The 22579-nt window shown below is 31.6% G+C and carries 23 protein-coding genes and 1 other annotated feature; of the genes, 22 read left to right on the plus strand and 1 reads right to left on the minus strand.

Annotation, left to right across the window (positions count from 1 at the left end):
- Positions 1-10 precede the first annotated feature (10 nt).
- Genes cysS through SCLAR_RS00190 form a run of 7 tightly spaced genes read left to right on the plus strand, consistent with a single transcriptional unit; the run spans position 11 to position 4323 of the window.
- Positions 11-1324, plus strand: a complete 1314-nt coding sequence (gene cysS, locus SCLAR_RS00160; RefSeq protein WP_100253931.1) for a cysteine--tRNA ligase — start codon at positions 11-13, stop codon at positions 1322-1324.
- Entirely contained in the window at positions 1324-2040 is a 717-nt protein-coding gene (gene rlmB / locus SCLAR_RS00165) for a 23S rRNA (guanosine(2251)-2'-O)-methyltransferase RlmB (RefSeq protein ID WP_100253932.1), read from the plus strand. The genes cysS and rlmB overlap by 1 nt, the downstream gene beginning before the upstream one ends.
- Entirely contained in the window at positions 2040-2657 is a 618-nt protein-coding gene (locus tag SCLAR_RS00170; RefSeq protein ID WP_100253933.1) for a sigma factor, read from the plus strand. Before rlmB ends, SCLAR_RS00170 begins: the two co-directional genes overlap by 1 nt.
- Before the next feature lie 21 nt (positions 2658-2678).
- Positions 2679-2840 (plus strand): 50S ribosomal protein L33, encoded by a 162-nt coding sequence (gene rpmG, locus SCLAR_RS00175; RefSeq protein WP_100253934.1) that lies wholly within the window; start codon positions 2679-2681, stop codon positions 2838-2840.
- Between the two features lie 2 nt (positions 2841-2842).
- Positions 2843-3259, plus strand: coding sequence for a preprotein translocase subunit SecE (secE, locus tag SCLAR_RS00180; RefSeq protein WP_100253935.1), 417 nt, complete (start codon positions 2843-2845; stop codon positions 3257-3259).
- A gap of 10 nt (positions 3260-3269) precedes the next feature.
- Positions 3270-3893 carry a transcription termination/antitermination protein NusG gene (gene nusG, locus SCLAR_RS00185; RefSeq protein ID WP_100253936.1) on the plus strand — a complete coding sequence of 208 codons (624 nt, stop codon included), beginning with the start codon at positions 3270-3272 and terminating at the stop codon, positions 3891-3893.
- Between the two features lie 52 nt (positions 3894-3945).
- Entirely contained in the window at positions 3946-4323 is a 378-nt protein-coding gene (locus tag SCLAR_RS00190; RefSeq protein WP_100253937.1) for a peptidylprolyl isomerase, read from the plus strand.
- A gap of 45 nt (positions 4324-4368) precedes the next feature.
- On the opposite strand, the gene SCLAR_RS00195 is transcribed toward SCLAR_RS00190, so the two are convergent.
- A complete protein-coding gene (locus SCLAR_RS00195) occupies positions 4369-4641 on the minus strand; it encodes a hypothetical protein (RefSeq protein WP_100253938.1) in 273 nt (90 codons plus the stop codon).
- Positions 4642-4868: 227 nt separating this feature from the next.
- On the opposite strand from SCLAR_RS00195, the gene rplK reads away from it, so the two are divergent.
- From rplK to SCLAR_RS00270, 15 genes are all read left to right on the plus strand, one after another.
- On the plus strand, positions 4869-5303 hold the full coding sequence (rplK, locus tag SCLAR_RS00200; RefSeq protein WP_100253939.1) for a 50S ribosomal protein L11: 435 nt from the start codon (positions 4869-4871) through the stop codon (positions 5301-5303).
- 2 nt (positions 5304-5305) lie between these two features.
- On the plus strand, positions 5306-5992 hold the full coding sequence (gene rplA, locus SCLAR_RS00205; protein WP_100253940.1) for a 50S ribosomal protein L1: 687 nt from the start codon (positions 5306-5308) through the stop codon (positions 5990-5992).
- Positions 5993-6140: 148 nt separating this feature from the next.
- The gene (locus SCLAR_RS00210) at positions 6141-6929 is read left to right on the plus strand and encodes an HAD-IIB family hydrolase (RefSeq protein WP_100253941.1); all 789 of its coding nucleotides are present in this window, start codon (positions 6141-6143) and stop codon (positions 6927-6929) included.
- 12 nt (positions 6930-6941) lie between these two features.
- Entirely contained in the window at positions 6942-7442 is a 501-nt protein-coding gene (locus SCLAR_RS00215; RefSeq protein WP_100253942.1) for an HAD family hydrolase, read from the plus strand.
- A 21-nt stretch (positions 7443-7463) separates the two neighbouring features.
- Positions 7464-7742: an HAD family hydrolase gene (locus tag SCLAR_RS00220; RefSeq protein ID WP_257789172.1), complete on the plus strand. Its 279-nt coding sequence runs from the start codon at positions 7464-7466 to the stop codon at positions 7740-7742.
- A 30-nt stretch (positions 7743-7772) separates the two neighbouring features.
- Positions 7773-7929 (plus strand) — a sequence feature (ribosomal protein L10 leader region).
- A gap of 28 nt (positions 7930-7957) precedes the next feature.
- The gene (gene rplJ, locus SCLAR_RS00225) at positions 7958-8458 is read left to right on the plus strand and encodes a 50S ribosomal protein L10 (protein WP_100253944.1); all 501 of its coding nucleotides are present in this window, start codon (positions 7958-7960) and stop codon (positions 8456-8458) included.
- 55 nt (positions 8459-8513) lie between these two features.
- Positions 8514-8879 carry a 50S ribosomal protein L7/L12 gene (gene rplL / locus SCLAR_RS00230; RefSeq protein WP_100253945.1) on the plus strand — a complete coding sequence of 122 codons (366 nt, stop codon included), beginning with the start codon at positions 8514-8516 and terminating at the stop codon, positions 8877-8879.
- 326 nt (positions 8880-9205) lie between these two features.
- Positions 9206-10096 (plus strand): SPE_1075/MLC_0560 family membrane protein, encoded by an 891-nt coding sequence (locus tag SCLAR_RS00235; protein ID WP_100253946.1) that lies wholly within the window; start codon positions 9206-9208, stop codon positions 10094-10096.
- Positions 10097-10269: 173 nt separating this feature from the next.
- Entirely contained in the window at positions 10270-14127 is a 3858-nt protein-coding gene (rpoB, locus tag SCLAR_RS00240; protein WP_100253947.1) for a DNA-directed RNA polymerase subunit beta, read from the plus strand.
- Positions 14128-14148: 21 nt separating this feature from the next.
- Positions 14149-17907: a DNA-directed RNA polymerase subunit beta' gene (rpoC, locus tag SCLAR_RS00245; RefSeq protein WP_100253948.1), complete on the plus strand. Its 3759-nt coding sequence runs from the start codon at positions 14149-14151 to the stop codon at positions 17905-17907.
- Between the two features lie 82 nt (positions 17908-17989).
- Positions 17990-18421, plus strand: a complete 432-nt coding sequence (gene rpiB / locus SCLAR_RS00250; protein ID WP_100253949.1) for a ribose 5-phosphate isomerase B — start codon at positions 17990-17992, stop codon at positions 18419-18421.
- 18 nt (positions 18422-18439) lie between these two features.
- The gene (upp, locus tag SCLAR_RS00255) at positions 18440-19063 is read left to right on the plus strand and encodes a uracil phosphoribosyltransferase (RefSeq protein ID WP_100253950.1); all 624 of its coding nucleotides are present in this window, start codon (positions 18440-18442) and stop codon (positions 19061-19063) included.
- Positions 19064-19141: 78 nt separating this feature from the next.
- Positions 19142-20200, plus strand: a complete 1059-nt coding sequence (locus SCLAR_RS00260; protein WP_100253951.1) for a DNA recombination protein RmuC — start codon at positions 19142-19144, stop codon at positions 20198-20200.
- A gap of 219 nt (positions 20201-20419) precedes the next feature.
- The gene (locus tag SCLAR_RS00265; RefSeq protein WP_100253952.1) at positions 20420-22015 is read left to right on the plus strand and encodes a hypothetical protein; all 1596 of its coding nucleotides are present in this window, start codon (positions 20420-20422) and stop codon (positions 22013-22015) included.
- A 50-nt stretch (positions 22016-22065) separates the two neighbouring features.
- Positions 22066-22575 carry a hypothetical protein gene (locus SCLAR_RS00270; protein WP_100253953.1) on the plus strand — a complete coding sequence of 170 codons (510 nt, stop codon included), beginning with the start codon at positions 22066-22068 and terminating at the stop codon, positions 22573-22575.
- The last annotated feature ends 4 nt before the right edge of the window (positions 22576-22579 follow it).

Consider the following 22579-nt stretch of genomic DNA (forward strand, 5'->3'; position numbering starts at 1 on the left):
CTTGAGATAAATGAAATTATTTGACACACTCTCACAAGAATTACACAATCTTGAAAGTGATCTAAAAATCTATTCATGTGGACCCACAGTTTATAATGAAATCCATATTGGAAATACTAGACCCTTGTTTTTGACTGACACATTAACAAGATTTTTAGACTACCTCAATATCAAGTATACATATTTATTAAATATCACAGATATTGATGACAAAATTATCAACAGAGCCATGGATGAAGGTTGTTCTGAAAGTGAATTAGCCTTAAAATATAGTACTGCTTTTTTTGAAGTGCTAAAAGCACTAAACATTAAGTCACCAACAAAAATTATCCCAATCTCAACTAAAATGGATGAAATGATTAAGTTCATTGATCAATTAGTGGCAAAACAAGTAGCCTATGTGGTTGATGGTAATGTTTACTTTAATATAATGAATTATAGTAAAGAATATGGGAGACTTTCAAAACAAAACCTTGAAGCCTTAGAAGTGGGGGCGCGAAAAGATGTTGACACCAATAAACTTAATCCCTTAGATTTTGTTTTATGAAAAAACACAAAAAAAGGAATTAAATGAGATTCACCATGAGGACCAGGTCGTCCAGGTTGACATACAGAGTGTGCAGTCTTAATTGCTGAAGAATTCCAATCGACAATTGATGTGCATGTTGGTGGAATTGATTTAAAATTTCCCCATCATGAAAATGAGAGAATTCAATTTTTAGCTTTAAAAAATCAGGAGTTGGCTCGAAATTGAATCTACAATGGACACCTTGCTTTAGAGGGTGAAAAAATGTCCAAGTCATTGGGAAACACAATAACTGTAACAGATTATTTAAAAACTAATGACCCAAACCAGTTACGCTATATTTATTTAGCAACTAACTACTCTCAACCAATAAACATTGGAACAACCATATTAAAACAAGCTCATGATTGAATTAATAAAGTGCTGAACCTAATTAAAAATGTAAACTTAAACACAGCACTTAATAAGTACAACATTTTTGAAAATGATCAAACCAACGTACTTGAAATTGAATTTGTAAATTATATGAAAGACAACTTAAATACTGCAATGGCAATTAGTACAATCGATAAAATAATCAAAGAAATTAATACCGAAATTAGAGCAAATAATCTTAATCGAGGTAAATATGAGTTACTCTTAAAAATGCTAGACGTTTTAGGATTTAACTTTAAAATCACACCAATTGATAATAATCTCAAAGAGATTATTATTGCTTGAAAAGAAAGTTTAGAAAAAAAAGATTACAACAAAGCTGATCAATTGAGACAAGCACTTATAGATAAGGGGGTGTTATAATGAATTATGTTTATGGTAAAAATGCTGTTGAAAACATTATTTTAAAGTATTCACAGCAAATTAAAAAAATTTATATTTTAAAAGGAACCAGCTTTGCGCCAGATGTTTACAAACAAATTAAGTCACAAAACTTAGTTTGAGAAAGTGTTGACAAACATGTGCTGAGCACCTTGTTTAAGGAAAAAGTTGCCCATCAAGGTTACGCTGCAGAAATTAATGAATTTAAATTCTCTCACATTAAAGATATTATAGCAAATGACAATCAAAAGCATATCATTTTAATGCTAGATCGGCTTCAAGACCCTCATAATTTTGGTTCAATTATTCGAACTGCATCACTATTGGGAATTGATGGCATTGTTATTCAAGAGCATGATCAAGTAGGGGTGACCCCAGCAGTTTACAAAGTATCTGCTGGAACAGTTTATGATACACCAATTGTAAAAGTAGCGAACCTTTCAAATGCAATTCGAGAGTTAAAAGATAATGGCTATTGAATTTATGCCACAACTTTAGATGAAGATGCCGTTGACATTCAAACACTTGAATTTGCCAAAAAAACAGTTCTTGTTGTAGGTAATGAAGGAGATGGTGTTATGAAAAAAATTCAAAACAATTCAGATGTGAAAATTAAAATTTCTACAACCAATGCAATTGACTCACTAAATGTCTCTGTAGCAACAGGAATATTGCTGTATTATGTTATTAATCAATAGTGAACAACATCCTTGTCAAAAACGCTTTATATGAACTTTTTGCAAAAATGTTACCAAAGCTAGTTGAACAAGAACTCATTCAACTTGCTCATGATGAATTCAACATTATGAGAAAGGCATGTCATACCTATACTAAAATTAAAATTACCCCAGATGAATTACTTAATGTTGCCTTTTTTTCAACAGTGGAAGCACTTGAAAAATATGATGAAACTCGTAATATACCAATCACAAATTTCATTAAATATATCACAAAACAACGTGTTAAAGATGTTATTCGGAGTTGATACCGAAAAAATGAAGTAGACCATTTTGTTCATGAATATAACAACCCCAACAGTGATGGGGCAAGTCTTTATGAACAATCAATTGATATTTTCTCATGTTTGAAATACCAACAAAATCGAACACGTGAAGAAATTAGCAATTTAATGGTACAATATAATGAGAAAACAAATTCTTGAGTAAGAACCCGCTGCATTGAGTTAATTTGTGAAAATTACTCAGCCTCATATATTAGAAGAAAACTCTTTATTAAAAGAAGAGAATATGAACTACTTCGCGATGATTTCTTTGATTTTGTAAGAAAATATTGAAATTATGATAATATATATTAGAACTAGAAAGAGTTGATTCATGTGGCAATTGGTAGTAAAAAAAAGACTATTCTTGTATGTGAAGACTGCTTGGGAAGAAATTATTCAATAAAAAAAAGCACAATAGCACAAAAAGAAAGGGTTATTGTGAAAAAATTTTGTAGTACCTGTAATGGAAGAACTACCCATAAGGAGACCAGATAGCTATGAGCGATAAAAACAAAGACAAAAAAAAGCCAACTGCTGAAGAAAATGCCAAGGCTAAATTGGATAAAATCCAAAAAAAAGAAGCTAAAAAAGCAGAAAAATCTAAACGTAAAGAGGAAATGGAAGAGCTTTACAGTCAACTTGATCCATACCGTGGGTTAACTAAAGAACAAAAAATTAAAAAAACTAAGGAAATAAAAATTAAAAAAACCAAAGAGAAAATTAACATTAGACTTTCTCTAAAAGAGGCCCCTGTAAAAATGTTAAAAGAGGTTAATAAAATTCGTTGAAGTAATCGTAAAAACTTAGGTCAAAAGTTTACTTGAGTTATCACTTTCTTAATTATTTTTGGAGCCTTCTTTTATGCAATTGACACAGGTTTAAAATATTTATTTGTCTTATTGAAAATAGTTTAGTGAGGATTTAATAATGGACAACAAATTATTAGAATTAGAAGAAGAACTTGATTCGTACCAAGGACAGTGATTTGTCATCAACTGTAATAGTGGTCATGAAGAAAGAGTTAAAAGCGACTTACTTCAAAAAATTGAAACTTCTGGATTAGAAGACCGTATTTTTGATATTAGAATTTCAAAAATGCCTTTTTTGGGTAAGGGTGGTAAAACTGTTGAAAAGAATAAATTCCCCGGTTATATCTTCATTAATATGTTAATGACTGATGAGACATGATTTATTGTGCGGAACACCCCTGGTGTTACTGGATTTATTGGGTCATCTGGGAAAGGTGCTAAACCCTTCCCACTTTCAATTGAAGAGGTTGCCAAAATGTTAACCGATACAACTGAAGTTAGTGGTGATAATGATTGCAAAGGTGGCAGCACTGAAAGAAAAGAAAAGATTCTTTATGAAGCATCATTTAAAATTAATGATGTAATAGTGGTTAAAGATGGGCCTTTTGCTGGAGTGGAAGGTCAAGTTATCCAAATGGATTATGAAAAAGGAATTGCTAGGGTTAACCTAGAATACTTTGGTAGAATTACAACTACAGAATTTGAGTTTGACAACCTAGAGTTGGCATACAAAGATTAATCGATTAAATGGGTCTATCACAGATCCATTTGTTATGTAAGGAGAAGCACAAATGAGTGAAATTATTAAAATTAGAATTTGTTTAACTGATGGCAGAACTTTAAATGCTGAATTATACCCAAAATTAGCACCAATTAGTGTTAAGAACTTTGTCAACTTAATCAAAAAAGATTATTTTTCAGGCTTAATTTTCCACAGAGTCATTCCTGGATTTATGATTCAAGGTGGAGGAATGACCCCTGATTTAATTGAAAAAAATGATTTAAACCCAATTGTTGGCGAATTTGCAATTAATGGGCGAAACAAAAATGCCACAGGGTTACCCCATATTTTGGGAACTCTCTCAATGGCACGAACAAATGTCATGAATAGTGCCACAAGTCAATTTTTTATTGTCACAGGAGATGCTAAGTTTTTAGATGGTCAATAGAATTAGTATAAAAAAACTAATCTATCTAGATTAGTTTTTTAAACTCTAAATTGCACTAATTCTTTCAAATTTTTTGATTTTTTTGATGTCAGAGTTGGTTAAAGTGTTTTCTTGTTTCTCACTTATTCCATAAGCAATATCTACAGAATGGATGGCATTGAAATAGTAACTTTGTAGAGTATGTAATTTGTTATAATTAATTTCTTCTGAGACAGTATTCAATAAGCTTTCTGTTTTTGATAACAATGCTTCTTGAATTAAATCTAACTTTATTAATAATTCTTCTTTCTTATTACTATTAGATTCTCTCTTTACCACCAAGTCATTGATTTTTTTGAATAGTTAATTTTGTCATATTTAATTTTTAGTTTGTGGACTTTCTCAATTTTTTCTTTTGCTAAAGCAATTAGAGTAATTATTTAATAATTTAATAAAATCTAACTGGTTTATGTGATATGATTATTTATGGCAGATTTTAATTGTGGAAGTAAGAATAGGAATCTATTCAAACGATTGGACCACAGCGAAAACAGGAGGTGTTGTTCGTGGCAAAGAAAATCACACGTATAGCAAAATTAGAATTTATGGCAATGCAAGCTAAACCAGGTGCTGAACTAGCATCATTAGGGATTAACATGCCTCAATTCACACAACAATTTAATGATGCCACCAAAGACAGAGCAGGAGAAATAGTACCAGTAGTTATTACTGCATATGATGATAAGTCATTTGATTTTGTACTTAAAACCACACCTGCAGCATTTATGCTAAAAAAAGCAGCAGGAATCCAAAAAGGATCAAAAACTCCAAAAGGAGAAACTATTGCAACTATTACAGCAGAAGATGTAAAGAAAATTGCAGAATACAAAATGGCAGACTTGAATGCACATACAATTGAAGCTGCAATGAGAATTATTGAAGGTACAGCAAGAAATATGGGTATTAAAGTAACAGGAATGCCTGAAAAAGGGGATAACTAGTTATGGCAAAAATTGGTAAAAAATTAAAAGCAGTTAATGCTAAAGTAGATAAAACAAAATTATACCCAATTGCTGAAGCTATTAAATTAGCAAAAGAAACTTCAATCACAAAATTTGATGCAACAGTTGAAGTTGCATTCAATCTAAATGTTGACCCAAGACATGCAGATCAACAAATCAGAGGAGCACTTGTATTACCTGGAGGAACAGGAAAAACTCAAAAAGTTTTAGTTTTAACAAAAACTAAAGTTAAAGAAGCTGAAGAAGCTGGTGCTGACTTTGTTGGGGGAGAAGAATTAATTCAAAAAATTTCAAAAGAAAATTGATTTGAATATGATGTAATTGTAGCTACTCCAGAAATGATGGCAGAACTAGGGAAAATTGGTAAAGTGCTTGGACCAAAAGGTTTAATGCCTAACCCAAAAACTGGAACTGTGACAGTTAATGTTAAAAAAGCTGTTGAAGAAATTAAATCAGGTAAAGTTGAATACAGAACCGATAAAGAAGGAAACATCCACTCAATTTTAGGAAAAGTTTCATTCTCAGAGGACAACTTAATGAAAAACTATGCAGCTATTTTTGATGTAATTAAAAAAGCAAAACCAGCAGCCGTTAAAGGAACTTATATTAAAAATATTTCAGTAACCACCACAATGGGTCCTGGAATTAAAGTTCTAATTGAAGGCTAAAACACTAGAAATAACCCCAGGGGGTTATTTTTTTATTAGAAAATATTACATAACATTATCGTATAATAATAAAGATAGTTTACCCACAAATTGGGTAAACTATAATAATTTCTAGTTAAAGAAAGATTTTATAGACGGGAAATAACCAATGAAATGATGATTTTCAGACTATGATGGAACCATTAACATCCATCACAACGATGAAATTGAAACAAAGGATTTAAGATTCATTAAGAAATGAATTGAAACGGGGAACAAGTTTGCTATTGCCACAGGAAAGATGCACCATGAAATAGCACCAGTTTTAGCAATGAATAAAATCCCATATGATTACATGATTTGCAATAACGGGGCAATTGCTTATGGAAAAGATCAAGGGATTTTATATCACACTCCAATTTTAATGAGTTCAAGAGCTGCTATTATGGATAAATTAAAAGTGCTGCAAACCAAATATATTTTAGGGTACTGTACTTTGGATGCACGTAAAGATTATTCATATGTGCCAACACCAGAAATTGATGATGACCCCTTTTTTGCTAATGCTCCAAAATGCAACAATTTAGATGAGGGTGCCAAAGACATTTTAAATAACCCAGACTTAAACTTAATTTATGTTTATTTGAGTTTAAAAGATGTTGAAAAGGTGAAAGATTTTTTACAAGATATTCCAGGTTGCAAAGTAGTTAGAACCCATAAAAATGTTTTAGAAGTCATGGATGCTAGTGTTTCAAAAGCACATGGAATTAAAGAAATTCAAAAAATTCATAAATTTAAAATTGATGATGTCATCGCTAGCGGTGATGGTAAAAATGATATTGAAATGCTTCAAATTACTGCCAAAGCCTTTACAATGACCAATCACCAAAAAAATGTTGATAAATATGCTAATGAAGTAATTGACAATGTTTGTGAAATTCAAAAATTTTTAGAATAAGAGGAGAAAGACATGAAATGATGATTTTCAGACTATGACGGAACTTTGAACTTAGATCATAGCAACAAAATAAAGGACAAAGATTTAGAATTTATCAGGAATTGAAAAAAACAAGGGAACAAATTTGTGGTAGCAACTGGTAGAATGGTGCAAGAAATCAGCACCATCTTAGAAGGTTATCAAATTGATTATGACTATTTAATTTGCAACAATGGTGCTACAGTTTATGATAGCAATAAGCAAATGATTCATTGTCAAAGCATTAATCTGGCTTGTCGACCAAAAATTTGAGAGATTTTTGAAAAGATTAAAAATACTTATTCACTAGGTTATACAATTGAAGACAAAAGATACAATTATACAAAGGTAAAATCTGGAGATGTAACTGTTGATGAGTTTTTAGCTAGAATGCCACTTGATATAATTACAAGCATAACACCTGAACAAGATATTTTAAATAATCCAAATTTAAACCTTCTTTATGCTTTTGTTGCTGAAAACCAAGTTGAATAAGCAAGGGCTATCCTTGACAAAATTGAGGGATGTAAAGCTGTTAGAACCCACACAAATGTTTTAGAAGTTATGGATAATGATGTTTCAAAAGCTGCTGGAATTGGAATTATTCAAAAAATTCATAATTTTAGTAATGATGATATTGTGGCTTGTGGAGATGGTGAAAATGATATTGAGATGTTAACTAAGGCCAAATATTCTTTTGCTATGACCAATCACCAGCCCAAAGTTTGCACATATGCAGATCACACAATTGATCAAGTTCACCAAATTGAAACCATTCTCAAAAAATATTATTAATTTAATAAATAAAGTTCAAACTATGCTAAAATATAAGTGCTATTCGTACCGAAGAAAGCAACTGGGGAAAAACCCTTAATTTGTTGCCGAGGAATGAAATCTCTAAATTATCAAATTTTTTAATTTGAATTAGTGTATTTTAATTTACCTCGGAAAAATTATATTTCTGAGGTTTTATTTTGATTAGTATTATTTTAAAAAGGAGGTCAATATAAGTGTCATACACAAGACCAGCTCATGAACAAAAAGAGAAAATTGTTAATGAAATTAAAGCAAAAATCCAAGCAAGTAAAGGTATGGTTGTTGCTGAATACAAAAAATTAACAGTGGCTCAAATGTCAGACTTAAGAAACAAAGCTCGTGAACAAGGAATTATTGTAAAAGTTTACAAAGATTCATTGGTAAGAAGAGCAGTTAGTGAATTAAAAATTCAAGGTTTAGATGCATATTTAATTGAACAAAATGTTTACATTTTTTCAGAAGATGAAGCTCTATTACCACCAAAATTGGTTGCAGATTTTGCAAAAATCAATGAAAACTTAAAATTGAAAGCCGGGATCTATGAAGGTAATGTTATGGATACAGCAGCAATTAATGAAATTGCTTCTATGCCATCAAAAGATGAACTTTACTCAATGTTCGCATCTTCATTGATTTGCCCATTACGTCAATTTATGTTAACTGTAAAAGAATTAGCAAAAACAAAATCAGAATAATTAAAATTTAAGTGTACTAATAGCACCAATAAAATTATTAAAGGAGAAAAAAATCATGGCAATTACAAAAGATGATATTATTAAAGCTTTAGAAGAAATGAAGCTTACAGAATTAAATGACTTAGTTAAAGCAATCGAAGACCACTTTGGAGTTGTTGCAGCAGCTGCAGTTGCAGCACCAGCAGCAGCTGGAGCAGCAGCTGCACCAAGTGAAGTTAGCGTTATGTTAACAAATGCTGGTGGAAACAAAGTTTCAGTTATTAAAATTGTTAAAGAATTAACTGGATTAGGATTAATGGAAGCTAAAAAATTAGTTGATGGAACTCTACCAGTAGCAATTAAAGAAAATGTTAAAGTTGAAGATGCAGAAGAAATGAAAAAACAATTAATGGACGCTGGAGCATCAGTAGACTTAAAATAATATATTCCAAAATAGATAAATTCTTATCTATTTTTTTTTGTAAATATTTAAATATTTGTCTAATTATTTTGTATAATAAAATTAAGTAGGGAAAGGTAGTTGCGGATAGTACATGTTAAAGCTTCAAAGACAGTAAAATTTATTTTTATATGAATTTGTATGAAAATAATTTAATCACATTCAATACATATAACATGGATCCAATTGAACTCGTAAACCTACTATTTTTTTTTACAAAATAGTGGGTCCCTGCCTAAAGATACATTGAAAATAGCAGTTACGGGGGGTAATGTGGTTTTCAATAAAAAAAACTATAGGAGAGAAAAATGAAAGATTGAATTAATGAGCGCCTTAGGTATGCTAAGGTAAATTACGAAGTCTTAATTATTAAAGGAGTTTTATTATTTTTAGGAATGACAATCATGGCACTTGGGATTGCATTGTATATTCCTACGGGATTAGGAAAAAGTCAGGTTGACTTCGCAGTATTTACATTTGTTTATGTTGCTAAGGGTAAATTCATGAGTGACGGAGATGCTGTGGCAACCATCTATTCTACAACTTTGATGTTGTTTTATGTAACAGCAATGATAGTTTCAGCAATTTTTGGTTTAATTGCCACTATTCGTGAATACAAAAAAAATAAATTGAAAGCAATTTGAATACCATTTGCAACAATTGTTGTAACTGACCTAATTATTACATTTGTGTTTCCATATTTTGTTAACTTTTTCGCTAACCCATTAGGGACCAAAGGTCTGGGTGTGGTTGGTTTAGTTCCAAAAATGGCTGTCTGACTAGATTCACTTGGAGCAAGTTCTCAGGGAGTTAGAAGCTGAATGTTTGTATTAGCATTTATTGTATTTTGTTTTGGGATTGCTTTATGAGTTAAATCAACTTGAGCACCAGGATCATACAACAGTATTTGTACACAATTTATGGCTTTAACTAAACTTAACTACTCAATTTCAAGAATAATTTGTGATTTAATTATTGTAGCACCAGCAGTAGTGGCAGTGTGATTTGTACCTACCACTGATGGAATTACACCGGCAAATAGTTTCTTCACAAACTTCTCAATTGCAACAATTGCATTTGTGTTTGTAGCAGGACCCATTATTAACATTATGATTAATGGAATTGGTAAGTTAAAATTCTTAAATTTTGACAAAATGATAAAACCTCACATGCAAGAGGCAGAAACAATTAAAAAATAAGAATAAGACACATTAAGAAAGAAAAGTAGAAAGTGCGGTGATGCGCACTTTTTTGCATCAAAAGCAAAGCATAATAATATCATATAATAATAAAAAATAAATAAAAGTATTGAATTTCAATTGCATTTCATATAAAATTTGTATGCATATGTTTTATTAAAGTGGAGGATACTATGAGCTATAAAATCAAAAATGTAAACGCATTAGTGCAAAGAAGGGACTACACAAAGGTCTCAGGGGATTTAGAACTACCAAATTTAATTGAATTGCAAACAGATACTTTTGACTGATTTGTAAAAAAAGGAATCAATGAAGTTTTCGAGGAGGTCTTTCCGGTTGTCTCAGCAGATGGGGACATTGTTTTAACAATGAGTGACTGAGCATTTAGAGAACCTCGTATGTCAATTCCAAAAGCAAAAGAAGAATCAAAGATATATGACGCACCAATTTATGCTAACTTATCACTGACAATTCACCAAGAAGATGTAGAAATTTTTAAAGAAGAAATTTCAGGAAATATGGAAACTTTCTTAAAAGGATGATTACAAGAAAAGGTTGAATCAACAGGGGTGGAATTTAAAAATAGCCAAGACAAGCTATACTTTTTTGAATTCAAGTCAAAATCAGGTGAAAAAGATTCAATCCAAATTGAAATAGTTGAGGAAACCGACGAAACTTACATTGCCAATGTGGATATCTATAAAACAGGAGAAGTATTTTTTGGGGAATTCCCATTAATGACCGATAGAGGTACTTTTGTAATTAATGGTAGTGAAAAAGTTGTTGTTTCACAACTTGTTAGATCACCAGGAAGTTACTTTAAAAATGAAATCAACCGTAAAAATGGTGAGATGATTTACTTTGCAGATATTATTCCTTCAAGAGGGACTTGATTAGAGTTTGAATTAGATGATAAGAAAAATACTGAAAATAAAAAATCAAAGATTTTCAATGTCAAGATTGATAAATCTAGAAAAACCACAGCCACAAGTTTATTAACTGCTTTTAAAATGAAACAAGAAGAAGTAATTGCTTTATTTCATGAAAGTGATTTAATTACTGCAAGTTATGAACAAGACTCATTATCTGGAGATTTACAAATTGATTTTGAGACCCAAGTTCAAGAAATTTACAAAAAAATCCGTCAAGGTGAAACCGCCACTGCTGATGGGGCAAGTAAATACCTATATGGATTGTTATTTGATAAACGTAAATATGACTTAACAAGAGCTGGAAGATTTAAATTACAACAAAAATTAGCAGTTAAAAACCGACTATTGGGTAGAGTTCTAGCAGAAGATCTAGTTGATGTTAATAATAAAGTAATTATCCCAAAAGATACTGAAATCACAAAAGACTTACAAGGCCTTATTGAAAAAACTCTTGATGCTGGGGCTATGGTACAAAAAATTAGTTTTAGTGAAAACATTACTTCAGATGATGAAGTACAAAAAATCATTGTTTATCGAAACAATGAATTAAGAGATGAAGTTACAGCAATTATTGGAATTACTCCAAAATTAAGCAAGGAATGATTAAGTGTTCCTGATATTTTAGCAACCATTTCTTATGCAATTAATTTAGTTGATGACATTGGTGAAATCGATGACATTGACCACCTTGGAAACAGAAGGGTGCGTACAGTGGGGGAATTATTGCAAAACCAATTTAGAATTGGGATGATGCGTATTGAAAAGAATGTTAAAGAAAAACTTTCAACTTCAAACCCATTTAAAATGAAACCTTCAAGCATTATTAACAATAAACCGTTAACTGCAATTATTGGGGAATTTTTTAACCTTTCTCAATTATCACAATTTATGGACCAAACAAATCCATTGGCAGAATTAACTAACAAACGTCGTTTAACTGCTTTGGGACCTGGCGGGTTAAGTCGTGATCGTGCTGCACTTGAAGTTCGTGACGTTCACCCTTCTCATTATGGAAGAATCTGTCCAATTGAAACTCCAGAGGGGCCAAATATTGGATTGATCAATAACTTGTCAACCTATGCAAAAATCAATGAATATGGATTTATTGAAACTCCATACCGTAAAGTTGAAAATGGTAAAGTTATTTCAGAAAAATATGAATACTTAACTGCTGATAAAGAAAGAGACTACATTGTAGCTCAAGCTAACATTAAAATTGCTGAAGACGGTAGAATTTTAGATGAATCTGTTGTTGCTCGTTATCGAGGTGATGACATTATGGTAGCACCAAAAGATATTGACTATGTTGACGTTTCTCCAAAACAAATTGTGTCAATTGCCACATCATGTATTCCTTTCTTGGAAAATGATGATGCTAACCGTGCTTTGATGGGAGCTAACATGCAACGTCAAGCAGTACCTTTAATTGACCCTCAATCACCAGTTGTTGGAACTGGAGTTGAGTATGAATCAGCTCGTGACTCAGGAGATGCAGTGCTTGCAAAAGAAGATGGAGTTGTAACCTATGTTGATTCTAAAAAAATCTATGTAGAAAACTCAAATGGAACTAAAACTTATGATTTAAATAATTTTAATCGTTCAAACAATGGAACTGCTTTAACACATGTTCCAATTGTTAAGGTTGGCGATAAAGTTAAAACCCGTGACATATTAGCTGATGGACCTTCAATGGATAAAGGTGAACTTGCTTTAGGACAAAATGTTGTGGTCGCTTTTACAACTTGAAATGGGTACAACTTTGAGGATGCTGTAATTGTTTCTGAAAGAATTGTAGTTGAAGACCGTTTTACATCAATTCACATTGATGAGTACACAATTGAAAGAAGACAAACAAAACAAGGTCCTGAAGAAATCACCAGAGATATTCCTAATATCTCTGAGGTATCAAAAAAACACCTTGATGAAGAAGGAATTATTGCTATTGGAACTGAAGTTAAAGTGGGAGATATTTTGGTTGGAAAAGTAACACCAAAATCTCAAACTCAACTTTCTCCAGAAGATAAATTATTACATGCAATTTTTGGTGAAAAATCAAGAAACGTAAAAGATAATTCATTAAGAGTACCAAATGGTGGAGAAGGAATTATTAAATCAATTAAAAGATTTAGTAAAGCAGAAGGACATGATTTACCTGCAGATATTTTAGAAATTATTAAAATTTATGTTGTTCAAAAACGTAAAATCCAAGAAGGAGATAAAATGGCTGGACGACATGGTAACAAAGGGGTTATCTCAAAAATCTTACCAATTGAAGATATGCCACATATGGAAGATGGAACTCCAGTTGATATTATGTTAAACCCACAAGGGGTGCCTTCACGTATGAACATTGGTCAAGTGCTTGAAATTCACTTGGGAATGGCAGCTCAAAAACTTGGAATTAAAGTTTCAACTCCTGTTTTTGAAGGAGTTAAAGACCAAGATTTACTAGATATCATGGATGAAGCTGGTATGGAAAACTATGGTAAAGTAACTTTAATTGATGGTCAAACTGGTGAAGCCTTTGACAAACCAATTTCTGTTGGAGTAATGTACATGTTAAAACTATCACACATGGTTGATGACAAACTACATGCTCGTAACATTGGACCTTACTCACTGATTACTCAACAACCACTTGGAGGTAAAGCTCAAAATGGGGGACAAAGATTTGGAGAAATGGAAGTATGAGCACTGGAAGCTTATGGTGCTGCATATACTCTTCGTGAAATCTTGACAATTAAATCAGATGATATTAAAGGTCGTATTAAAACTTATGAATCAATTGTTCGTTCAAAACCAATTCCAAAACCAGGAATTCCAGAATCATTTAATGTGCTAACAAAAGAAATCCAAGGATTAGGATTTGATATGCACATGATTGATGAACATGGAAACAAAGTACAAATTAATGCTTATGAAGAAGAGGACATCACCACAGAATTTGATGATGTAGAAATCCCAGGATTTGGCAAAGTTGTAGATCCAGTTGAACTTGATGGCTACACTGAAAATGATGGTGAAGATCTAGAAATTGATTTAGAAGATGATGACTCTGAGCTTGAATTCGCCGATGACGATGATAGCCTTGATGATTAGAAAATGGAGGACAGTTAAAAAATGGCAAATAACAGACAAATAAAAATTGAACTTGCTTCTCCTGATGTAATTAGAAGTTGATCAAAAGGTCAAGTTACAAAACCTGAAACCATAAATTACAAAACCTTAAAAACTGAAAAAGAAGGTTTGTTTGATGAAAGAATTTTTGGACCTACCAAAAACTATGAATGTAGTTGCGGGAAATACAAAAAAGTTAAAAACAAAGGAAAAATTTGTGAACGTTGTGGGGTTGAGATTACTGAAGCAATTGTGAGACGTGAAAGAATGGGTCACATTGAATTAGCTGAACCAGTAACTCACATTTGAATGTTAAAAGTAAACCCCTCAAGAATTGCTTCAATTTTAGACTTAAAAACTAAAGAAGTTGAAGAAGTGGTTTATTTTGTAAGTTACATTGTTTTGGATGCTGGTGAATCAAAACACTTGAAAAAAGCTCAAGTATTAGACTTGGGAATTACTTCAGGAAGTATGAAAACTCGTGAAAAACTGATTAAAACTCTTGATGACATTCGTGTTGATTTAGAACCTGATAGCTTTGCATATAAATGTGCAAATAAATTAATTGAACAATTAAAATCTTCGGGAAACACTTTCTCAATGGATGATGCTGGGGGCTTTATTTCAAAATACACTGGGGCAAAATTTGGAATTGGTGCAAGAGCAATTGAAGAGTTATTAAAACAAATTGATTTAGAAAAAGAAATTACTTCAATTAAAGAAGGTTTAAAAGAACGTCGTGGTAACACTGAACAAAATAAATTAATGAAACGTTTAGAAAACCTAGACTCACTTTATAATTCAGGAGCAAAACCAGAATGAATGATTTTACATGTAATTCCAGTTATTCCTCCAGATATTAGACCAATTATTCAATTAGATGGAGGAAGATTTACAACTTCTGAAATTAATGATCTTTATCGAAGAATTATTATTAGAAATGAACGTTTGAAAAAAGTTAAAGACATGGGTGCTCCAAGCATCATTGTTAACAATGAAAAAAGAATGTTACAAGAAGCAGTTGATGCTTTATTAGATAATGAACGTAAACCAAGACCAGTTACTGGAAAAGATAAACGTCCATTAAAATCATTAACTTCAATTTTAAAAGGTAAACAAGGGCGTTTCCGTCAAAACCTATTGGGAAAACGTGTTGACTATTCAGGTCGTTCAGTTATTGCAATTGGACCAGACTTAAAAATGTATCAAGCTGGAATTCCTCGTGATATGGCAATTACTTTATTTAAACCATTTGTAATCAAAAGACTACAAGAAAAAGATTTTGCAGAAAATGTCAAAGTTGCTGAAAAAATGATTATTTCAAATGATCCAAAAGTTTGAGATATTTTAGAAGAAGTAATTCATGATCGCCCAGTCTTACTAAACCGTGCCCCAACTTTACACCGTTTGGGTATTCAAGCTTTTGAACCAAAACTTGTTAAGGGTAAAGCAATTCGTCTTCACCCTCTAGTTACTACAGCCTTTAATGCTGACTTTGATGGAGACCAAATGGCAATCCACTTACCAATTAGTGATGAAGCTGTTGCTGAAGCACGTGCTTTAATGTTGGGAAGTAAAGCAATTTTAGGACCAAAAGATGGTAAACCAATTGTTACCCCAACTCAAGATATGATTTTAGGTAACTATTATATTACTACAGAAGAAAAATCAACTGAAAAAAATGAAATTTTAGGACAAGGAACAGTCTTTACATCAGTTAATGAAGTAAAAATAGCTTATGAAACAAATAGTGTTTCATTGAATGCCATTGTGGCAGTTCCAGTTAATGAACTAAAAAACAAATGTTTTGATCAAGTTGATAAAAACAAATATTTAATTACCACTGTTGGTAAAATCTTCTTCAACCAAATGTTTACTGAAAGATTCCCTTGAATTTCAAACAGTAATATTTTAACTGCTGAAGATGAAGTTAAAAAATTCTTGGTTGACCAAAATACAAACATTCATGATTACATAGCAAATGAATATGAAATTCAACAACCAATTAAGAAAAAAGAGTTATCTTTAATTATTGAAAGATACTTTAAAACTTATGGTGCTCAAAAAACCGCACAAATGTTGGACAACATGAAAGACTTAGGATTTAAATTCTCTTCAAAATCTGGAACCACAATTAGTGCTGCAGACGTTGTCGCTTACAAAGAGAAATTCAAAGAATTTGCCGAAGCAGATGAAAGAGTAGCACAAATCAATGAGTTCTTCAACATTGGTATGTTAACTCAAAGTGAAAAGAAAAGAAGAATTATTTCAATTTGATCAAAAGTAAAAGATAAAATTCAAACTGAATTAGAAACAGTTTTAAAACAAGATCTAAAAAACCCTATCTTTGTGATGGCAGATTCTGGAGCAAGGGGTAATGTTTCTAACTTTACTCAGCTTGTAGGGATGAGGGGATTAATGAATGACCCTAAAGGGGACATTAAAGAAATTCCAATTAAGTCATCATTTAGAGAAGGGTTAACAGTGTCAGAATACTTTATTTCAACACATGGTGCCAGAAAAGGGATGGCTGACGTTGCCTTGAAAACTGCTGACTCAGGTTACTTGACTCGTCGTTTAGTAGATATTTCTCAAGAAATTATTGTAACTGAAGAAGACTGTAATGCTTCAAAAGGGTTTAATGTTTACTCAATTATTGAAACAAAACACAATAACATTATTGTTCCTTTAAAAGACCGTTTATTAGGAAGATATTCATGAGAAGAAGTTGTTGATAAAAACAACAATGTGATTGCACCAGCAAACACATTAATTACTCCTGAAATTGCTGATGCAATTATTGAAGCTGGAGTTGAAGATGTTCTAATTAGAACAGTCTTAACTTGTGATACTGAAAGAGGAGTTTGTCGTCGTTGTTATGGAATTAACTTAGCAACAGGACAAGAAGTAGGAATGTGAGAACCCGTTGGGGTTGTGGCTGCTCAATCAATTGGGGAACCAGGAACTCAACTTACAATGCGTACCTTCCATACTGGTGGGGTTGCCGGGGGAGCTGACATTACTCAGGGTCTTCCTCGTATTAAAGAACTTTTAGACGTAACTACACCAAAAGGATCAATTGCGATTATTTCACAAATTGATGGTGAAGTGACCAAACTTGAAGAAGAAGATGGAATCATCTCCTTTGTAGTTTCTTCAAATCAAGAAGAGAGAAAATACAAATCTCAATATGGAGCCATTTCAAGGGTTAAAGAAGGAGATTCGGTTAGACGTGGTAAAAAACTGACTGAAGGAGCAATTAATATTAAGGAATTATTAGAAGTTGCTAAGCTTGAAGATGTTCAAAACTACATTCTTAAAGAAGTTCAAAAAGTTTATCGTTTACAAGGGATTGAAATTTCAGATAAATACATTGAAATTATTGTAAAACAAATGTTAAATAAAGTTAAAATTGTTGATTCAGGAGATACAAATTTACTTCCCGGTGAAATCATTTCAGCCAGAAAGTACAAAAATGAAGTACTTGCTGCTATTAATGAGACTAAGAAACCCCCTCTCGCCAAACATGTTATTTTTGGTATTAAAAAAGCACCACTTGAATCTGATTCATGATTGTCAAGTGCATCATTCCAAGATACAGCCAGAGTTTTAGTAAAAGCTGTTATTAAAGGAAAAATTGACAAACTTGAAGGATTAAAAGAAAACATTATGTTAGGAAACTTAATTCCTGCTGGAACAGGTAAAACTGGTTCAGAAGACATTATTATTAGAGGAAAAGAAACATTTGAATCTGAATACTAAAAATTGCGTAAGCAATTTTTTTTAATTTAAATGAATTTTTGGCCAAAAATGGTGTATAGTTTTATGGAAGGAGAATAAAAAAGTGAAGATATACATTGGTAATGACCACACTGGTATTGAAATGAAAAACGCTATTTCTAAATACCTAGTTGAACAAGGTCATGAAGTTATAAACATCGGAACAAATACAGCGGAAGCTGTAGATTATCCTGACTTTGGCCGTGAAGTAGCACAAAAAACTGTGGCAGATCAAGGGTCAATAGGAATTATTATTTGTGGTAGTGGAATTGGCATTTCAATTGCTGCGAACAAAATTAAAGCTGCACGAGCTGCGCTTTGCTATGAAGAAAAAGCAGCAGAACTTGCTAGATTACATAATGACGCAAACATCATCGCACTTGGTGCCCGCTTTATTGCTGTTGAAAAAGCAATAAGTTTGGTTGATGTATTTTTAAAAACCGATTTTGATGGGGAAAGACATCAATGTCGTGTTGACAAATTAAATGAACTTTAGAAAGATAGGTAAAAAAATATGGCATTAACAATAATTAACCACCCCTTAATTCTTGATAAATTAACAAGAATGAGAAGACAAGAAACATCATCAAAAGATTTTCGTGAAAACCTTAATGAAATTGGTCAATTAATGGCTTATGAAGTTTTTAGAGATATCCCTTTAACTGAGGTTGAAATCACAACCCCAGTTGCAAAAGCTAAAGGACAGACAGTTGGAATTCCAGTTGTGTTAATCCCGATTATTCGTGCAGGTCTAGGTATGACTGAAGGAATTCAAAAATTGGTTCCAACTTCAAGAATTGCCCATGTTGGTTTGTACAGAAATGAAGAAACATTACAACCAGTTCAGTATTATGCAAAACCAACAGAAGAAATGGATAAAAGCTATGTTTTAGTAGTTGACCCCATGTTGGCAACTGGTGGAAGTGGTGCAAAAGCAATTGAAATTGCAAAAGGATGAGGTGCAAAAAACATAAAATTTGTATGTTTAGTAGCAGTTCAAGAAGGTGTTGATAAATTACAAAAAGAACACCCAGATGTTGAGATTTACACTGCAAGTTTGGATCCAAAATTAAATGAAAAAGGTTACATTGTTCCAGGTTTAGGAGATGCCGGGGACAGAATCTTTGGGACAAAATAAATAATATCCATTAAAAAATGCTTGTCTAAAAGCATTTTTTAGATTACAATAAAAAAAGATTTAGGGAGAAGAATTTAGATGTTAATTGTATTAATGGTATTATTAATTATTTTGATAGTTTTAACTTCAGTTTTATTAATATTGTTTTTTGTTAAGAAAAATAATGTGGCAATTCAAGGAGTTGAAAAAGTAGACTTAGAGCTATTAGAATTAAAGTTAAACAATGATAATGAAAAAGTTAAAGGTGAAATTAAAGAGGCAATCAATCTTTTATCAAAAGAACAGTTAGAAAAACAAAGAGAACGTGAACGTGAACTCCATGAAAAGCTGTCAAATGCTAGTCATGAAATTACAAAACAATTTGCAGATCTAGCAACTAAAGCTCAACCAATTGCTGAAGTTAAAGAAAAAGTAAATAAGCTTGATGTACTTTTAAGTCAAAATAATAAGACAGGAAAAGCTGGAGAATACTTATTAGAAAGAATCTTTGACAATATCATCAATACCAAAGGAAATGATAAAATTATTTTTGAAAGACAGTACACAATGAAGAAAGTGACTGATGGGGGCAAAGGCTTAACTGTTGATATGTTTATTAAGGGTGATGGTAGCAAATATGTTAATATCCCAGTTGACGCCAAATTCCCTTTTAATGCATACACAGAATTAGTTAATTTAACTGAGGGTAGTCAAAATTACAAGGCAGCTGAAACCAATTTTAAAGCAGATGTTAAAAAAAGAATTGAGGAGTGTACAAAATACATTAGTGATGCTGATAAAACAGTTTATGTTATTATGTTCATTCCAAGTGAAGGTGTTTTCTCATTTTTAGCAAGCCACACTGATATTATAGATTATGGTTTTAGTAAAAAAGTGATAGTTGCTGGACCAAGTACTTTAATGGCAATCATTAGTAGCATTGACAATTATATGAAATTGTTTGACAACATCAATTCTTTTGACAAAAATGCTGAAGCATTAGCAAAAGTATTAAGATTTATTGATAATTATGATAATTCAATGCAAAATTTATTTAACTGTATTGAGGATTTAACTAAAAAATATGATGATTTAAAAACTAAAACCAAATCTTTAAAAAGCCAGTATCAAAAATTTAGTACTGAACTTGAGGGTTAAGTACTTGCACATTTTCATTATAAATATTTAGACCTAAATTGCATACCAAGCATAAAAATAGAGATTTTACAATCTCTATTTTTTTTAACGTGTATATACAAAATATTATTTGAAAACGGAATAAATGTGAGAATAATTTCTATAATTTATGATAATAATTATAAGTAAATTGGATGAAACAATTTACGATGATTATTTAAGGAAAGGTAAAATAAATAGATGAAAAAAATGATATCATTGCTTAGCGCAATGGCAATTACAGCATCGTCAGTATCTGCAGTAGCAGCATGTGGCGGTGGAAACGACAATGAAATTATTGTCCAAATGAACAAACAATGAGTTGATGCATACAATCCAGCGATTACTGCAATCAATGCAAAATTTGAATCATTGGGACTTGACTTCCGTGCAAAAACTAAAGAACTTGATGTTTTTGACAACTATGACAACATAGGTAAAAAAGGTGTTAGAGATAAAAACACACCAGATATTTTTATGTTAGGTTATGATAGATATCAAGGTTATAAAGCGCAAAACAATATTAAAGATTTATCAAGTGAGATAAAATCAGTATTAATTAAAGAAACAGCAAAACAAGAAAAATATGGTCTAACTATTGAAAATGATAAGATTCAAATTACTCAATCTCATTTAGCAACAAGTACATGAGAAGGAGCAAGAATTGCTCAATCAGGTGCTGATGACTATTATGGTATGGTTCCAGCATGAATTGAAAATTTAATATGAATTTTTGACAAAGATAAACTTGGGATTGAAGATGGAAAACTTGTTGGAAGTTATGTTGAAGATTATAGAACTGATCTTGAACTTGGTGATGATCCAGTAGTTTCTCTTGAAAATCTTGCAAAAATAAATAGAAAAGCAGAGAAAACTGTTGGTTATTTTAGAACTGTTGATGGATATTATGCTGGAAATGCCCTAAATGGAGTATTACATGCAAATGAAGATAAAATAACTCCTGTTACAGGCTCTTCAAAAGCAATTGTTTATCAAAAAACAGGAACTCATCCATCTGAAAATAAAGATGATTTTAGTTCAATTTGAGAAGAGGCATCAACAGTTGAAGCCTTCAATAAGGCAGCAGATACATTAGTAGATATTGGATTTTCATATGGTAGTGATATGCGTGAAGCAACATATGGGAAAACATCTGATGATGCATTATTACAAGCTCTTACAGCTAAAATAAAAGCCGGAGAAACTGTTATGTCAGTTTTAGGACCATGAGATTTACAATCATATAAAACTTTAATGGAAGAAAATGACAGAACTCCTAATTTAGGAATTGCAAGTATATCATCAATGCAAATTACAAATACTGTAGCTGATGGTAAGTTATCTGGATTTGCTGGTGGGTATGGATATGTTGTAAAATCAACAATTTCTAATAAAGTCAACCAAACAAATGATGGTGATGAAATTACTAAAACACAAGCAGCAATGATGGTTATAGATGAGCTTGCAAAAAAAGATTATGCAACCGATCTTGCAAAAGGTGATGGAAAATACTCAACATATCAAGATAATATTGATAAAGCTTATAAGGACTTTAGTGATACTGAAGGTATGGAGTTGTTTGCACAAGCAATTGAACAGATTTCATTTAGTTACAATGATGGTGGAGTAACAGCTCGTCCAAATACAAGTCTATTTGATATTTATTGAGCAGCATGAGCAGATAACTATAGATTATCTATGAATCCTGCTTGAACTTTGGACCATGCCAAAACTGAGTTCAGAAAACTTTTCAATAACAAATGAGACACTGATAAAGCCGCATATGTATGAGGTTAGGAATTAAGAATTTAAAAACCACTTAACAAAGTGGTTTTTAATAATATACTATGAAAACAAAAGTTAATTTCTCAAAATGAAATTTCTATGTTTCCATTTTGATTGTTGGAATCTTTATTCTGTTCGTCACAATTCATATTGCTAGTGATTTGGCCTATAACACCACAAATGCAAATGAACGCGCATTGAATGCAGGACTTGTGACAGGAACACAAGAATTTATAGACTTTGTTGATGAAGTTGTAAACTCTACCATTAAAAACTGAATTATTCAATATTTAGCAGCAACAAGCTTTGCAATTACTTATTTAATCTATGTTATGTTTGCCACAAGTAAGATCCAAGTTGGATATTTATTTGTTGGAGTTTGACTAATTGTTTGATTTGCATTTGCCTTTGCACCAATCATCTTAAATAAAAAATTTACATGATACGATGGAATTGATGTGGCAGTTTTTATTGCCATTCTAGGTTCGCTATTTTTTGTAGTAAAAGATTTATACACTTTAAAAACACATACAAATTACTTAAAAATGAAAAATCAAATTAAAAAAATTTAAAGGA

The organism is Spiroplasma clarkii (assembly GCF_002795265.1).
Classification (GTDB): domain Bacteria; phylum Bacillota_I; class Bacilli_A; order Mycoplasmatales; family Mycoplasmataceae; genus Spiroplasma_A; species Spiroplasma_A clarkii.